Annotated in this window: 12 protein-coding genes; 2 read left to right on the forward strand and 10 right to left on the reverse strand. The window is 62.4% G+C overall.

The annotated features are described in order from the left end of the window. The first annotated feature begins 86 nt into the window (after positions 1-86). Positions 87-1055 (forward strand): AraC-like ligand-binding domain-containing protein, encoded by a 969-nt coding sequence (locus AC6I99_RS13940; RefSeq protein WP_224090890.1) that lies wholly within the window; start codon positions 87-89, stop codon positions 1053-1055. A gap of 22 nt (positions 1056-1077) precedes the next feature. Here the strand turns inward: AC6I99_RS13940 and AC6I99_RS13945 are convergent, their stop codons facing one another. Genes AC6I99_RS13945 through AC6I99_RS13970 form a run of 6 tightly spaced genes read right to left on the reverse strand, consistent with a single transcriptional unit; the run spans position 1078 to position 7859 of the window. Next, positions 1078-2688 carry a sulfatase-like hydrolase/transferase gene (locus tag AC6I99_RS13945; protein ID WP_497961134.1) on the reverse strand — a complete coding sequence of 537 codons (1611 nt, stop codon included), beginning with the start codon at positions 2686-2688 and terminating at the stop codon, positions 1078-1080. Then, positions 2685-3539: an ABC transporter ATP-binding protein gene (locus AC6I99_RS13950; RefSeq protein WP_224090894.1), complete on the reverse strand. Its 855-nt coding sequence runs from the start codon at positions 3537-3539 to the stop codon at positions 2685-2687. Before AC6I99_RS13950 ends, AC6I99_RS13945 begins: the two co-directional genes overlap by 4 nt. Continuing rightward, positions 3536-4315, reverse strand: coding sequence for an ABC transporter permease (locus AC6I99_RS13955; RefSeq protein ID WP_497944853.1), 780 nt, complete (start codon positions 4313-4315; stop codon positions 3536-3538). Before AC6I99_RS13955 ends, AC6I99_RS13950 begins: the two co-directional genes overlap by 4 nt. Next, the gene (locus AC6I99_RS13960; RefSeq protein WP_224090898.1) at positions 4315-5088 is read right to left on the reverse strand and encodes an ABC transporter permease; all 774 of its coding nucleotides are present in this window, start codon (positions 5086-5088) and stop codon (positions 4315-4317) included. The genes AC6I99_RS13955 and AC6I99_RS13960 overlap by 1 nt, the downstream gene beginning before the upstream one ends. 27 nt (positions 5089-5115) lie before the next feature. Then, the gene (locus AC6I99_RS13965) at positions 5116-6108 is read right to left on the reverse strand and encodes an ABC transporter substrate-binding protein (protein ID WP_497961135.1); all 993 of its coding nucleotides are present in this window, start codon (positions 6106-6108) and stop codon (positions 5116-5118) included. A gap of 47 nt (positions 6109-6155) precedes the next feature. Continuing rightward, entirely contained in the window at positions 6156-7859 is a 1704-nt protein-coding gene (locus tag AC6I99_RS13970) for an amidohydrolase (protein WP_497961136.1), read from the reverse strand. 236 nt (positions 7860-8095) lie between these two features. Here AC6I99_RS13970 and AC6I99_RS13975 point away from each other — a divergent pair, with 236 nt between their 5' ends. Continuing rightward, on the forward strand, positions 8096-8707 hold the full coding sequence (locus AC6I99_RS13975; protein ID WP_497961137.1) for a TetR/AcrR family transcriptional regulator: 612 nt from the start codon (positions 8096-8098) through the stop codon (positions 8705-8707). Here AC6I99_RS13975 and AC6I99_RS13980 read toward each other — a convergent pair. From AC6I99_RS13980 to AC6I99_RS13995, 4 genes are all read right to left on the reverse strand, one after another. Then, entirely contained in the window at positions 8698-10116 is a 1419-nt protein-coding gene (locus tag AC6I99_RS13980; protein ID WP_224164644.1) for an MFS transporter, read from the reverse strand. The two genes, AC6I99_RS13975 and AC6I99_RS13980, sit on opposite strands and share 10 nt — an antisense overlap. An 87-nt stretch (positions 10117-10203) precedes the next feature. Then, positions 10204-13212, reverse strand: a complete 3009-nt coding sequence (locus AC6I99_RS13985) for an AAA family ATPase (RefSeq protein ID WP_309929059.1) — start codon at positions 13210-13212, stop codon at positions 10204-10206. After that, on the reverse strand, positions 13209-14384 hold the full coding sequence (locus AC6I99_RS13990) for an exonuclease SbcCD subunit D (protein ID WP_497961138.1): 1176 nt from the start codon (positions 14382-14384) through the stop codon (positions 13209-13211). The genes AC6I99_RS13985 and AC6I99_RS13990 overlap by 4 nt, the downstream gene beginning before the upstream one ends. A gap of 71 nt (positions 14385-14455) precedes the next feature. Then, entirely contained in the window at positions 14456-15397 is a 942-nt protein-coding gene (locus AC6I99_RS13995) for an MIP/aquaporin family protein (protein WP_497961139.1), read from the reverse strand. Positions 15398-15400 lie beyond the last annotated feature (3 nt).

Below are 15400 nucleotides of genomic sequence, written 5' to 3' on the forward strand. Positions count from 1 at the left end.
TGTAGAATCGTGGGCAAGCTCACGTCCGCGCTGGTGGCATTCAGTACCGGCGCCATCAGGTACGGCGGGCATTGAAAGGGAATTTGATGACCGTCGCGGCTGAGACCGGCCCCGCAACCGTGCACACAGTGGTGGCGGATTCATTCCAGGAATGGAGCCGGGCCATCTCAGCATCCTTCGTGCCATTACTGGCCAAAGGCCCTGAACATCCCAAAGACAACCACTTCCACGGGACCATGCGGGCCAGGGTCCTGGGGCAAATTTCCGTGGTCGAAGTTACGGCTGGTCCCCATACGGTCCTGCGAACGCCTGAGCTGATCGCCAAGTCCACCGGACGGTTCTTCAAGCTCAGCATCCAACTCTCCGGCTCTGGCCGCCTGGTTCAGGACGAACGCGAAGCCGTGCTCGGTCCCGGGGACCTCGCCATCTATGACACCTCCCGCCCTTACCAACTAACGTTCGACGACGACTTCCGCACTTTGGTGCTGATGTTCCCGCACGTCCTCCTTGACTTGCCCGCCGAAGCCATGGGCCACGTAACCGCCCTCCGGATACCTGGGAATGAAGGCCTTGGCGAGCTCATCAGCCCCTTCCTCGTCAGGCTTGCCGATAACCTCGAAGCCCTTTCAGGGGCCAATGGCCTCCGCTTGGTCCACAACGCACTGGATCTCGTCACTACCCTGTTCAACGGCGAACTGGACCAGCTCATCGAGACCGGCCGCGATCCCCACCTCCTCCTTCTGGGCCGGATCCACGACTACATCGAGGCCAATCTGGGTGACCCCGAACTTTCCCCGGGAACCATAGCCGCCGCCCACTACATCTCCACCAGGCACTTGCACGATCTTTTCCAGGAGATCGGCACCACCGTGGCCTCATCCATCCGGCAGCGCAGGCTCGAACGCTGCAGGCGCGACCTCCTGGACCCTGTTTTGGCAGACCGACCGGTCACGGCGATTGCGGCGCGGTGGGGATTCACTGACGCAGCCCACTTCAGCCGGATCTTCCGGGCTGCGTTCGGCAATTCCCCCACCGGCTACCGCAACAGCCACTAACGGTGGCATGCCGGGCAAATGACTAGGCTGCCGCCGTCGGAGCTGTGCCTTCATCTGCCACGGCAGCCATCTCGTTCAGCATTGCCCGCAGCAGGCGCCCCTCCAACCCGGCGAAGGCAGGATCACCGGCCCGGTTGAGCAGTTCGCCGGGGTCTGTGCGGTGATCGTACAGTTCGGCGACGTCGGTACCGAAGTAAAGCGTCAGCCTGCCCTCTGCTGTGATGACCGTCCGCATCCTCACCGGCCCGGGGAGTCCATCGAGTCCGAATGGCTGCTCTTCCTCCACCAGCAAAGCATCCCGGTGCCTCTGCGCAGATCCTTGCAGCAGAGGAACCAGGGAACGGCCCTGGATACCCCGGTAGGGCGTCGAGCCGGTGAGCTCGAGCAAGGTTGGCGCCAGGTCGGCACTGGAAACGAGGGCCTGGGTGCGGGCCGCCGGGATGCCCGGAACGTGCACGATCAAGGGAACATTCGTCACCGCACGGTAGTGGACAAAATGCTTGAGCATGAGGCCGTGGTCGCCAAACAAGTCTCCGTGGTCACTGGTGAAAACGATGATGGTGTCCTCGGCCAGGCCTTGGCGATCAAGCTCGTCCAGGACTCGGCCGATGTGCTCGTCCATCATGGTGATCAGGCCGTATTGTGCCGCCGCCGCATGCTTGTATTGTTCCTCCGTTGCTGCCCAGGTCATGGTGGGGTCCGGGTTCGGATGGCCCCGGTGTTCCATCATTGCCTGGATATGCGCCGGAGACGCCGAGTGATCCTGGTCGAATCCCAGCGGCAGGGGCAACGCACCAGGATCGTAGAGGTCCGAGTAGCCTGCCGGGGGTGAAAAGGGGTGGTGGGGATCAGGGAAGGAGACAAACATGAAGAAGGGCTGGTCCTGGCCCGCCGCGTCCTTCAGATGCTCGATTGCCTTCTCGCCCACATAGCTGGTGGGATGCACTTCAGGGGGAATGGCTGTCTGGTACACCTGGTCCCATCCGCCATACCGGCTGGCGGAGTTGCCTGCACCTCCCAGCGTTTCGGGGTCGACGCCACGTTCCCTGGCCCAATGGACATAGTGGCCTCCGGGCCGGTCCCCATGACCAATGACGAGGTCCACGTGTTGGTAGCCGTAGTAGTCGGCAGGGAGCCCGATGAAGCGTTTATCGTGCGCCTCCCGGTTCTCCCACTGATCCCAACCGGGAGCGTAGCCGGGCCGGCGGGCGTCACCAACTGTTGGATCCAGGAGCATCGGATCGGTACTCCGGATCTCCTTGGCCTGGTGCGGCTCAAACTCCCACCCCATGTTTTGGTGGTGCAGTTTTCCTACTCCCACAGTGCGGTAACCGCCGGCTGCCAAAGATCCGGGAACAGTCTGCGTCAACGGATCCAACGTGATTCCATTGCAGCGCGTCCCGTGCGACGAAGGCCACCGGCCAGTCATCAAGCTGGCCCTGTTGGGCATGCAGGTAGGGTTCGCCACCGTCGCATTCTCGAATACCACGCTCCGGGCTGCGAGCGCATCAAGGTTGGGCGTCCGGACGACATGATTGCCACCGAAGCCCAAGTGGTCGGCCCGCAATTGGTCCGCGATGAAGAACAGGACGTTGGGCCTGCCCTTGGCGGCACTGCCGCGCTCCCGCGTCATACCGGCCTCTTGATGAGGGACAGCACTTCCGTGCGCTGGCGTGCGAACTCCGGAAGCGAGCGCGTGGTGATCTGGTCGCGCGGAGCCGGCAGGTCGACGTCGACGATCTTCAGGACGCGGGCCGGCTTGGAGCCCAGGACCACAACGCGGTCTGCCAGATAGACGGCCTCGTCGATGTCATGGGTCACCACCAGAATGGTCATGTTGAAGTCCTTCCTGATCTTCAGGCACAGGTCTTCGAGGTCGAAGCGTGTCTGTGCGTCCACCGAAGCGAAGGGCTCGTCCATGATAAGGATCTCCGGCCGGTATGCGAGGGCACGGGCAATCGCCACACGCTGCTGCATGCCGCCGGATAACTGCCACGGGTATTGGTTGTCGGCGTGGGAAAGCCCGACGGCGGCCAGTGCGCTGTCGCAGCGTTCTTTCAGTTCCGCTGCGGGCAACTTGAGGTGCCGCAAAGGAAGAACGAGGTTCTTCCTGACCGTCAGCCACGGCATGAGCGAACGGTTGTAGTCCTGGAAAACCAGCGCCATTTCCGGCGGTGGGCCACTGATGGTACGGCCATCGATAGCCGCCCGTCCGCTGCTGGCCGGATGAAGCCCGGCCAGGCATTTCAGGAGGGTCGTCTTTCCGACGCCGGAGGGACCGACGATGCAGACAACCTCGCCGGCATCCACGGTGAAAGTAAGGTCTTCGATGACTGCATGGGATTTTTCGCCACTCCCGTAGCTCTTGGCCAGGTGAGCCACGTCCAACCGTGGAGTGGTCGCGTTGATGCGGGTTTCTGGTTGCTGTGCCATGGCGGACTTTCTGTTTCGGGTGGAAAGGCTCGGGGCCTGTCGGATGCTCATGCTGCACGCGCCATGCGCCGTGAGCCGATGTACCAGGAGAGGACCTTGCGCCTGAGCAGGCTGAAGAGGACATTGACAAGGAATCCGATGACGCCCAGGAGCAGGATCCCGGCCCACATGTCCGCTGTCATGAAGCTCTGCTGCGCGAGCAGCGTCATGGCTCCAATGCCTTGGGAACTGCCCAGCATCTCGCTGGCGATCATCACGATGAAGGCAACCTGCAGGCTGACCTGCAAGCCGGAGAAGATTTGCGGCGCGGCCGCGGGAAGCAGGACGTTCAGGACGCGCTCCTTCCGGGTCAGCCTATAGACCCTCGCCACATCCATGAGGTCGTTGCCCACCCCACGGATACCGTCCACGGTGGCGATCATCGTTGGGAACAGCGCCGCCAGCGCGATGCTGGTCACGCGCATCTGGGTGCCGAATCCAATGAGGGAAATAAAGATCGGCACCAGGGCAACCGGCGGTATTCCCCGAAGGAAGTGGATCAACGGATCCACCATCCAGCGAACCGGGGGAACAAGAGCCGTCACGAACCCGATGGCAATCCCCGCAAAGGCTGCGATGGCAAATCCCAGGAACAGGTTTCCCAGGCTCAGCAGCACATCTGACTGGAAGTGCTCAAAGAGCCAGAGCTCCTGGAACCGGCCAACGATGGTGCGCAACGGCGGGAAGAAGGGGTCAAGGGAGCTCTCGGACAGGAACCACCAAGCCACCAACAACAGCACGGGCGCTCCGGCGCCGATCAACCAATTTCTCATTGTGGGGTTTCTCATCACGGCACCACTTCACGGTAGGACTCATGCCAGTGCAGGACACGGCGCTCGGCCAGCCGCGTGGCACCTTGGAACAGGAGGCCCAGAACGCCCAGGACGATCACCAGGCCGTAGAGGCTGGCGTAATCACCGGCCGCCTGGGCTTGGTAAATGCTTTGGCCCAGGCCCGGGCCACCGCCGAGCAGACCCGCTACCACAGTGACCACCAAGGCGGCCGGGGCAGCAACCCGCATGGCGGTTCCGATGTAAGGCATGGCGCTGGGCAGGACCACGCGGGCCAGGATTTCGGGCTCGCGCATGCCGTAGGAGCGGGCAGTGTCCCTGGCAACGGGATCGGTGCTCTGGACTCCGTCGACAGTCTGCATGACGATCGGGAGGAGGCAGCCGAACACCACCAGGAACAAGGACATCTCTCCGGTTGGGCCCAGTACCAGCACCGCCAAGGGAAGAATGACGATGGGCGGAACGGGCTTCAGGAACTCCAGCACCGCCAAGGTAGCGAACCTGACGGTCTCAAAAGTCCCGACAAGCAGGCCCAGGATGACGCCTGCCACCGCGGACAAAGCCAGCGCGAGCAGGGCGATCCCGATCGTGGCTCCCAACGAGGACCAGAACGTAGCCGTCCCCAGGATGGTTGCCAGGGTGCTGAAAACAGTGGTGGCTGGCGGCAGGGCATTTCCTGCCACCTTTGCCTCGGCAAGGACCTGCCAGATGACCAGCGCTGCCGCAATGCCCAGCGCACTGAAGGTCAATGGGCGGATGGACCCTTTCATAATGAGCCTCCCATGTTCGGTTCGCGCCTACTTTCCGAAGACAAGATCGCCCGGCAGCTTCACGGGTGCACTCAGGAAACCGAGGTCCGCAAGGTTCTTGTTGGCCCTTTCAATGTCCTCCGTGCGGACGTCCTCAGGCCAGTAGTTCACTGCTCCTGATTTGACGACGTCCAGCGGTGTCTTGGTGATCTCGGCGCTGAGTTGCTGTGCCTCTTCGATGTGGCCATTGGCGTAGGCATTGGCCTTATAGATAGCTGCCTTGAAACCCTGCAAGGCCTTCTCCTTGGATTTCACGGTGTTGGCACCCGAAACCCAGAGGCCGATTGCGCCCTGTTCAAAGAATTCGACGCCCGGCGATGCCAGCAGCCTGTTGCCCTCGGACATCGCCTTCGACGTGAAAGGTGCAACGAGCGACGCTGCATCGACGCGTCCCGAGTTCAGGGATTGAAGGGCCGATGAAGGGTCCAGGACCATCCAGTTCACCTTCGCGGGATCGCCGCCGTCGTCCTTGACGAGCTTGCTGACGGTGACTTCCAGTTGTGCCTTGCGGGCCGGGACGCTGACGCTCTTGCCTTCGAGGTCTTTTGGCCGGGAGATCGACGATGCCTGCTGGACCAGGAGCCCTGTGTCATCGACCCTGTTGAGGTCGCTGGATTTCCCTGCGCCGTCTTTATAGCCATCAGCAGCAGCGATGATCTTCAGTGGCACGTTCTGGCTCAGCGCATTCAGCAGCGGGATGGAGGGTGTATAGGTGAGATCGATCTGGCCGCTCTGGGCAGCTGCAATACCGGCGGGAGGGTTGGCAATAACGGAAGTCTCGACGTTGAGACCCTGTTCCTTGAAGTAGCCCTTGTTGATGGCGAGCTGGATCGCGGCATCGGATCCGATACCGATGGTACCCACCTTCAGTGTGGTGGTCCCGTCAGCGGCCGGGGTGGAAGCCGGGCCTGACCCGCCGCCGCAGGCAGCAAGTGCCATGGACAGGACTGCGGCCAGTGCCAAAGGAAAACTGCGTCGCATGTGGTGCTCCTTGAATCGCGAAATGGTTGGAACGGAGGGGTTTTGTTCTAGCTGTTGGATTGGTGGACTATGCGGCCACCGCTCAGGGTGAGCCTGACCTCGGCGTCGAGGAGCTTCTCGATCTCCTCGTCATCCGGCCAAGGGTTTGACAGCAGGCAAAGATCTGCGGCCATTCCCGGTATCAGTGCTCCTTTGAAATGTTCTGCGTGGTCTTGCCAAGCTGCGCCTATGGTCATGGCAGTGAGCGCTTGGAGTCCGGTGATCCGTTCAGGATCGCCGGGGTTGCCTGGCGTGGAGCGGGTGGCACGACGAACAGCAGCCGCCACAGTCCGGCGCCAGTCGGGACTGGTTACGGGAGCGTCGGAGGCCAGGTTGAAGTGCACGCCGGCCTCCAGAGCGGAATGCAGAGGCTGGTGGCGGGAGAACCGTTCCTCGCCCAGTACCTGGCGCATCATGTCCCCGGCTTCCTCGCGGATCAGCGGGTTGGTGCTGTAGCCGATGTGGTGGGAAGCCATGGTGGCCAGGGTTTCGGTATCCGTGAAGGCGCCATGGATGATGTAGTGGCGATTTCCTGCCACTTTGGAGCCGGCTTCAGCGGTTCCATCGGCCGCCGCCACAATCGCTTCCACGGCCGCGGATGTGGCGGCGTCGCCCGTTGCATGGACTCCTGCCTGCAGTCCCGCGTCGTTGATAAGCCGAAGTATCCGGTGGAGTTCGGCAACTCTGTGGGCGTCATCGGCACCTTGGATCACCAGGTGGCCATGCGTGCAGGCGTTTCCATATGGTTCGCTCATCCACGCGGTACCACTGCGCGGAATGCCGTCGGCGAAAATCTTGACGCCGGCAATCCGCAGCTGCTCCGGATCGATGCCCCTGTTCACGTAGGTGTTGGCCAGTCCGCTTCGCAGGCCCTCGTCGATGGCCTTCGCATCGGCTCCCCCGGTCCCCGCGAACAGCATCAGGACATTGATCCTTAGTGTCAGTTCACCAGCTGCGGCGAGGTCGCCGAGTAACTCAAGTGCCGCCGTCGAGCCCGCACCGTCCATTAGTCCGGCACTGGCAGGGCCCAAACCCGGATCTGTCAGCGACGTAATGCCCAGCGAGTGCAACTGTTCCTGCAATTGCAGCAGCGCAGGGCGAAGCGTCGCGTTCGGCACCGGTGGCATCATCTTTGAAACCAGTTGCATGGCGCCGTCCTGGAGAAGGCCAGTTGGGCTGCCATCGCCGGCCCGCACCACTGTGCCACCGTCGATGTCTGCCGTAGCAGCAGTGATGCCCGCCCGACGCAGCGCTTCACTATTGGCGAGAAGTTGATGGCCTGTGCGGTCGAACGCAACCACCGGTGTACCGGGGCGGCAATCCAGCAAATATCCGCTTGCTGGTCCGAGCAGCGCCTCGTCCCAACCATGCGCACGAACCCAGCCGTCCTCCCCTGCTGGCGCCCTGTTGATGATGTCCACCACGGCCGCCCAATCCGGTGCGATTGATGGATCCAGCCGCACGTAGCCAAATGCGGCCATTGCCGCCGAAACGAAATGCAGGTGGGCGTCATTGATTGCGGGAATGAGAGCGCCTCCGGCGGCATCCACAACCACGGTGCCGGGCCCAACCGCCCTCGCAGTGTCCGTGCCTCCGAGTGCCAGAATGCGTCCATCCCTGATGGCCAGGGCGTCTGACATCCGGTCCGGTTTTGCCGGGTCCATCGTGTGGACCGAGGCATTGACGATCACCAGATCGGCAAGTTCTTGCATCGGTTCTCCTCAGGTCATTGCATCCCATGTGATGCAGACAACAACGTTCTAGAAAGAAGTATGTCGTCTGACTGGGTCACTTGACTAGGTTTTCCGGTAAAATTCTTTTCAGGGGTCTTTCCAAAGGCTCCACGGCATTGCCAGGAGCCAGCCCGGGCGCAGAACGCCTAGGATCGATGAGACCGATGATCAGCGTGCCTGATCACGGATATGACTAAGGACAGGAAGGGGCGCGGATGGCCAGGGTTCCCGCCGAAGCAAGGCGGCTGCAGTTTGTTGAGGCTGCGGCACGGGTCATTGCCCAGGATGGGCTCGCCTCGGCTACAACGCGCCGGATCGCCAGTGAAGCCGACGCGCCGCTTGCGGCACTCCACTACTGTTTCCGTAGCAAGGACGAGCTTCTGGAAGAGGTCTACAACTTCCTCAGCCGCGATTATGCGAAGGCATTGGAACCAGTGGCTGATCCCGGATTGGGCCTGCGCCATATGATCGGAGCCCACGCCCGGCGAATCTGGACGCGCATGCTGGAGAATCCGCATGAGCAGGTGACCACCTTCGAGCTTTTGCTCCGGCGATTCCGCGTCGAGGCCGATGACCAGCCCCAGGCCCTGCTGATGAACCGCTCCATGTACGACGGCTGGGTCAGTTCAACCCTGAAACTGTTCCGGGGCGCGGCAGATGCCGCCGGCGAGCCAGTCCCCCACAATCTTGAGGACGTCACCCGCCTCTTCATCTCCGGTATAGACGGCATCAGCATGCAGCATCTGGCCGACCCCGACGAAGAACGGTCAATGCGCCTTGTGGAGCTAATGGCCCGCTCCCTCGCCGGAGCACTGGACTACGACTGAGGCTGACGCTTCATGACCAGGTAAGTCAGAACTCCAAGCACGAACAAGCCCGCTGCGGCAGCCATGGACACGACGAAGGCTGCACCAGGCCCCTGCGCCTGCGCCAACTGCCCGGCAAGGTAGGAACCAAGCGCGGTACCGGCCACGATCCCACTGGCAAGGGCCGTCATCACCGTGGCCATCCGGCCGGCCGGGGCAACCACGCCACCGATGCTGAACACCGTGACCATGACTGGTCCCACCGGGATGCCCAGCAAAAGCAGCACGAACACCATGGGCCAAATGCCTGCAGGAACCAGCAACAACAGTGCGAACAAGGACATCGCCAAGGCAGCTGCTACCCATCGGGCGGCAAGGCTGAAACGCTGCGGCCAGAACGCAACGGACAGCGCCGCCACGGCTGAGCTCAAGCCCATGACGGAGTACAGGAGGCCGGCAATTTCCGCCGTAGCGTACTGGGCAGAAAAGGCGCTCAGGGCATTCTGCGTAGCACCAAAAAACGTGCCCATGCACACCATTGCCACAACCGGCACAGCCACAACCGCGCCCGCCCGGCGACCCCCTCGCTTTGCTGCACGTTCACGGGAATTACCCACGACGGCGGCAGCAGCCTTACGGGGTGCCGGCACCACGGCATTTTGGCTGGGGTGGACGGCGAAGGCGGGTACAAGGGTGATGGTCATGAGCGCTGCCAACGCCAAAGGCAGCCAAGGAGCAATGAGGCTGGCCAGAATTCCAACCAGGGCAGGTCCGAGCACGAACGTAATCTCGTCAGCAGTGCCCTCGTAGGAAAGTGCCGTGTCCAGATCGGCACGGCTGGCCGCCACGCTCCGGCCTCCGTTCGCCGGCACTCCCGCTCCTGCTGCAGGAGCATCCTTCGTGGAAACAGTGGCCATGCGGACCGATGACAGGTTCCGGGTGGTCAGCGCCATCCAGCGAACACGGGCCATGGGGCCGACCTGCGGGCAGCTCGCCCCGGCCAGGAAACCTGCCACTAGCACGCCCGCAGCGTCCAGCACGGAGGCAGAAGTTGGGGTCATATAGGCGGCGGCAAGAAGGCCGAGGACGGCCAGAGTGTTAACAACTGCCGCAACGAGCAAAACGATGCGCTGGCCGGCACGATCGGCCAACGACCCGAGGACGGGAGCTCCCACTGCTGACCCGATACCCACTGCTCCGGCAGCCATGCCGCCAATTGCGTAGGAATGACTCACCGCTGTTACCAAGGTCAATGTACCCACGGTGAGCATTGCCAACGGAAGTCTTGCGAAGAGGCCGAGAGGCAGGAACCCCGGCCCTGCGAGCTCAGGCAGCCGCGCGAACCTTCCGGGCAGGCGGGACCGGTTGGTGGACGGCGTTGGGGTCTGATGTGAAGGCAGTGGCTTGGAAGCCAAAGAAGATTTTTCCATTGTTCCGGGTTCGCTAAAGTCTGCGCATCGTCCCTCCTCCCGATGCGCGCAACCCGGTGTAACGGATCAAGTCTATAGGATCCGGGCTCAGGCAGGCATTTCTTCGGCAACAACCACCGAGGAACCATGCCTGCCCTTGATCACGTGCAGCTGACTGCTGATGCGTTGCTTCATTTCTGCGACATGGCTGACCAGCCCGACAACCCTGCCGCCGTCGCGCAGCCCCTCCAAGGCGTCCATGACCTGTTCCAATGCTTGCTCGTCCAGGCTTCCGAACCCTTCATCGACGAAGAGCGTCTCAATATCCACTCCACCGGCCTCCTGCTGTACAACGTCAGCCAGGCCCAGGGCCAATGACAAGGAGGCCATGAAGGATTCTCCGCCTGAGAGCGTGGATGTGTCACGACGCTGGCCCGTCCATTCATCCACCACTTCCAGTCCGAGACCTGATTTCTGGTTGCGTGCCGCCCGGGCGTCGGTGTGTTGCAACGTGTAGCGGCCATCGCTCATGGCAACCAGCCTCTCCGAAGCTGCGATGGCCACCTGCTCCAGCCGGGCAGCCAGGACATAGCTGTTCAAGCTCATGCGGTAACTGTTATCCCCTGCGCCACGAAGGGTGTCTGCAAGCCCACCCAACAAGATGGCATGCTCGCGCGGTTCCCTCCCCGCCTCGGCCAGCTTTTGATACTCGGCGCGGATCCTCTGCACAGACTGGACTGCTTTATGTGCGAGCCCCGCGGAAAGCGCAAGTGCCTTTGCCGCGTCCATGGCACGGGCAGCCCCAGTCCTGGCGACGCTGAGCTCGTCCTCCGGCAGGGGAAGCTCGCCGATGCTGACTTCCTTCGCTGCCATGACGAGTTCCTCGGCGGCAAACAGCTCATCCAGCCGGGCAGCTTCGGCCTCGAAATCCGCGAGTGCGTTCTCCAATGCCACAACATCCGACGGTGGCATGAGCTGGCGACGCACATCCTCGACCGATGAAAAACCGGACCCGGGCAGTGCCCGTTCCAAGGCAGCAAGCGCCTCCAGGCGCGCAGCTGCGGCACGTTCGAGTTCGTTCGCGGCATCTACGGCAGCCTGAAGCAACAAACCCTGGGAGGTGAGAGCTTCTGCCCTCTCACGAAGGCTGGCGAAGCCCTGTCCCAGGCCGGCCAGCTCGTTTTCAAGCGCAAGATACTGTTCCTGGAGTAACTCGACAGCAGAGCTTGCTTGCACTGCGGCATTCGTTGAAGCGGCATGTTCCTCTTGCAGGAGGGTCATGCGTTTGATGAGACCCTCATGCTCTTTGCGGAGCTTCTCCAACGCGACAGAGGCCTTTCGGGCTTCGGTCGCCGCAGCTTCGGATGCGACCAAGCGGGCGGCTGATTCCTCTGGATCTGCGGAGCCACCCTGGGCAGCCAGGCCCGCCAGCAGCTGCGCGGCTCTTGATACCTCCTCCGCGATGCGTCCCAGAGCTTTCTCGCTGGCTTCAAATAGTTTGCTGGCTTCTTCCTCTTCCTGGGCGATGGAAAGTGCAGAACGAGCTGCGGCCGCGGGATTCGGATGCTCGTTGCTGCCACAAACGGCGCAAGGCTGTCCAGGCACAAGGGCTGCCGCGAGTTCACCGGCCGCATTGGCCAAGCGCGCCTCCCTCATGTCAAGCCATGCTTGCCTGAGGTCCTGCGTTTTGTTGCGGGCACGGGCGTGGCGCTCAGTGACGTCCTGCAACCCGGCGGCGGCAGCTTCATGACGGGACACAACCGACACCAGTTCGGCCGCAGCGGCCGCCTCCCGTTCCAGGTCTTCGATCCGTGCAGCCGAGGGTTCCAGTGCTTCCATCCCCGTCTTCACCGCCGCTTCCTCGGCTCGAAGGTGTTGCAGGGACTCTGCTGCTGCCTGGGCGGCCGCCAGGTGGCTTGAGTGTTCTTGTCGCTTGGCTGCGAGCCGCGTGGCCACCTCTTCCATGCGCCGTTCATCTGGAAGCCGGGCTTCGAGGACGGCGAGGGTGGTCTTTACTGTCTCAAGCGCAGCAACAGGATGTGCAGCATCCAAACCTTTGGATTCAAGCTGCTCCCGGGAGCTGTCCCTCTCCTCCAAGGCCGAACGGAACTTACGTTCCGTGGCCTCCACGGCGTCCAGTTGTCCCCCAAGGACGGCCGCACGACGATGTCCTCCCAGCTTTTCCTTGTTCTCCAGTGCCCGCGCTGCAGCTAATTCATGCAGAACACGCCGCTGCATTCCAGCAGCGAGCCTGGCATGCCGTTGGGCCTTCTCCTGGTCCTCCTGAAGTTGTTCCGCAAGCCGTACGGCCCGTGCATCAGCCGCAGTGGCCTCGTCTTTACGTCGCCCGGCTTCTTCCAGCAGCTCCATCTCCAAGACCGCGAACCATGCCTCTGGCGCCTCGACAGCCGTCTCCACATTTGCCGGCGCATCGGCAAGGCCAAGCTGTTCCCGTTCTGCGGCTGCCCTGTCAAGCAGCATCTTCAGTTCGGCCGCATTGTCCTGCACGGCGCGCGAAGCTTCGGCCGCCTGCCGCGCAATGTGCTTCTCCACGGACTCGAAGCGCTGCGTCCCAAAGAGCTTCTGGAGGAGCTCGAGCCGATCGTTGGCTTTGGAGCGCAGGAAAGCCGCAAAGTCACCTTGGGGAAGCATCACAACGCGCGTGAACTGGTCCCGGTCCATACCCAAAAGCTCGGAAAGCTCGGCGCCGACTTCGTCATTCCGCGAAGATTTTTCCTCCCAGACTCCGGAAACCCACTCCCGCAGCAGGGTCTTGGCTTGTTGGGTGGTGAAGCCGTTCCGGCCCCGCGCGCTGGGGCGTTCCCATGCCGGGGAACGGCTGACTTCGAAACGCCTGCCCCGCGCGGAGAATTCGCACACGACACGCGGTTCAGCACCCGGCGCTGCATGATCGCTGCGAAGGCGCTTACCTTCCTGGCGTGCACCCGGAACGGAACCATAGAGGGCGAAACAGATGGCGTCCAGGATGCTGGTCTTGCCGGCCCCGGTGGCGCCGTTGAGCAGAAACAAACCCTGGGCACTGAGTTGGTCGAAATCAATGTGTTGCGAAGTCGCAAAAGGCCCGAAAGCCTCAATTTCGAGTCGATGGATTCTCACAGTTCAGCCTCCTCCAGCCGCACGGCCTCAAGGGCGGCGCGCAGGGCAGCTTCTTCCGCAGATCCAGGACTGCGTTCCCGAACGTGTTCCAGGAATCCGCAGCAGACCTCGAGGTCGTCCTGGGCTGCTGCCAGCCTGCTGCTGTAGCTGGCTTTTTCTTTGGTCCCGGCACCCTCGGGTTCAAAGGACAGGACCAAGGTGTCAGGGAAGCGGGTTCGGAGCTGCTCCATTGCCTGGACGGGCCGTTCGGCATCCGTGAGCGTGATTTGGCAATAGGCAGCTTCGGCCCAGGAGTGCTCGCTGGATTCAAGGAGATCGTTCAGCTTGCCCCTCAACACGGCCAGGCTCTTGGCAGCTTCCCAAAGTACTTCCTGGACAGCAACGCTTCCATCGGCATCGATGTCCACCAACCACGCCCCCTTGCAATGTTTGGCTTCGGAGAACGAATACGCCAGTGGGGAGCCGGAGTAGCGGACATTCGGGGCCAGTTCCTGCCTGCCGTGCAGGTGGCCGAGTGCCGCGTACGCAAAGTCCTCGAAGAGATCCAACGGCACGGCGCCCAGCCCTCCGATGCTCAAGTCCCGTTCACTGTCCGAAGTGATACCTCCGCTGGCAAAAGTGTGTGCAAGGACCACCGGATGCACTGCGCCCGATGCACGGCGGTCCTGGAGGTCGCGCCGAATCCGCTCGGTTGCTTCACGGGTGACCTCGAAATGACTCGCGGTCTCCACCTCCAGCCGCTCCGCGACGAGCCGCGGTTCCAAATAGGGAATCCCATAGACAGCAAGTGTCGCGCTGCTCTCCCCATCTTTTCCGAAGGGAACAAGCACGGGAACATCCAGGTCCTCGACCCTTGTCCTGAGGTGAACGCCGCCGCGTTCGAGCAAGCGTGACGCGAATCCGAGCCGAATGGCGGAATCGTGGTTGCCGCTGGTGAGCACTACGGTGGCCCCGGCTTGGGTAATGCGCACCAAGGCGTCGTCGAGAAGTTTGACGACATCCAGTCCAGGCAGGGCGCGATCATAGACGTCACCCGCAATGAGGACAACGTCTACAGACTTCGCTTCCACGAAGGACACGAGCTGGTCCACAAAACCGCGCTGGGCTTCAAGCATGCCAACGCCGTGGAATGACCGGCCGAGATGCCAATCGGAGGTATGGAGTAACCGCATATTTTCAAGCTAACTGTGGGCACCGACAAAAAAGCGCAGACAGGCCGTCCGGCGTCGATCCTGTCAGTCTCCTAGCCCTTCTTGCCGTCAAAGAAGTCGCGCGCGTCATCTGCGGCAGCTTCTTTCCGGACGGTCCCGGTCTCCACTGCCGCTGCCTCTGCCGCTGCCTCTGCCTCTGCCTCTGCCTCTGCCTGGAAATCGTCATTGTCATCGGCGTCCAGGTGCTCGCCCTCGATGGTTCCGGCCGTCGCTGACGCCGTGTCATCTTCAGGGGTGGTGGCGGAGGAGGCGTAGCCAAAGCCACGGAAAGCGAGTCCGGCCAGCGCGGCGCCCATCAGTGGGGCTACCCAGAAGAGCCACAATCCTTCGACGGCCCATGACGGGCTGAAGAAAGCCAGTGCAGTTGCGCGTGCGGGATTAAACGGAAGGTTGCCAAGGACCTGGCCAAACTGCAACAACACAGCGACGCAAAGGCCCACGGCAAAGGGGGCCACGGCAGGAAAGGCACGGCGTCCGGCCGTCGCTCCAAGGAACACCGCAACCAGCAAGGCGGAGCCAACAACTTCAACGATCAAAACCCCTGCCATCTGGGTTTGGGCAGCAGCATGCTCTCCATAACCGGCCGCCACAGAGCCGAAGGCAGCCCGCGCATCCGTCAGGACCGGAACCGTCAGAACCACAACGTAGGCCAAAGCGGCGCCGATCACGCTGCCGATGATCTGCGCCGCAAGGTAGGCAACAGCTGCCAGCGCCCGGACGCGGCCGGCGATCAGGTTGCCCAGAGTGATTATTGGATTGAAGTGACCGCCGGAAACATGACCGAAGGCCAGCATGGCCACCGTCACCGTCAGGCCGGTCGCAAGTGCGGCGGGCAGGGGCGCTGATGAAGGATTCGAGAAGATCGACACGCCCACTGCCACGAGCACAACAAACATCGAACCGACGGCTTCAGCGGACAGCCGCGCGAACAGCCCCGGTTCGTGGCCGGTCGTGGCTTGCACAGGAGAGGTCATGTC

The organism is Arthrobacter sp. TmtSoilC77, assembly GCF_059739415.1.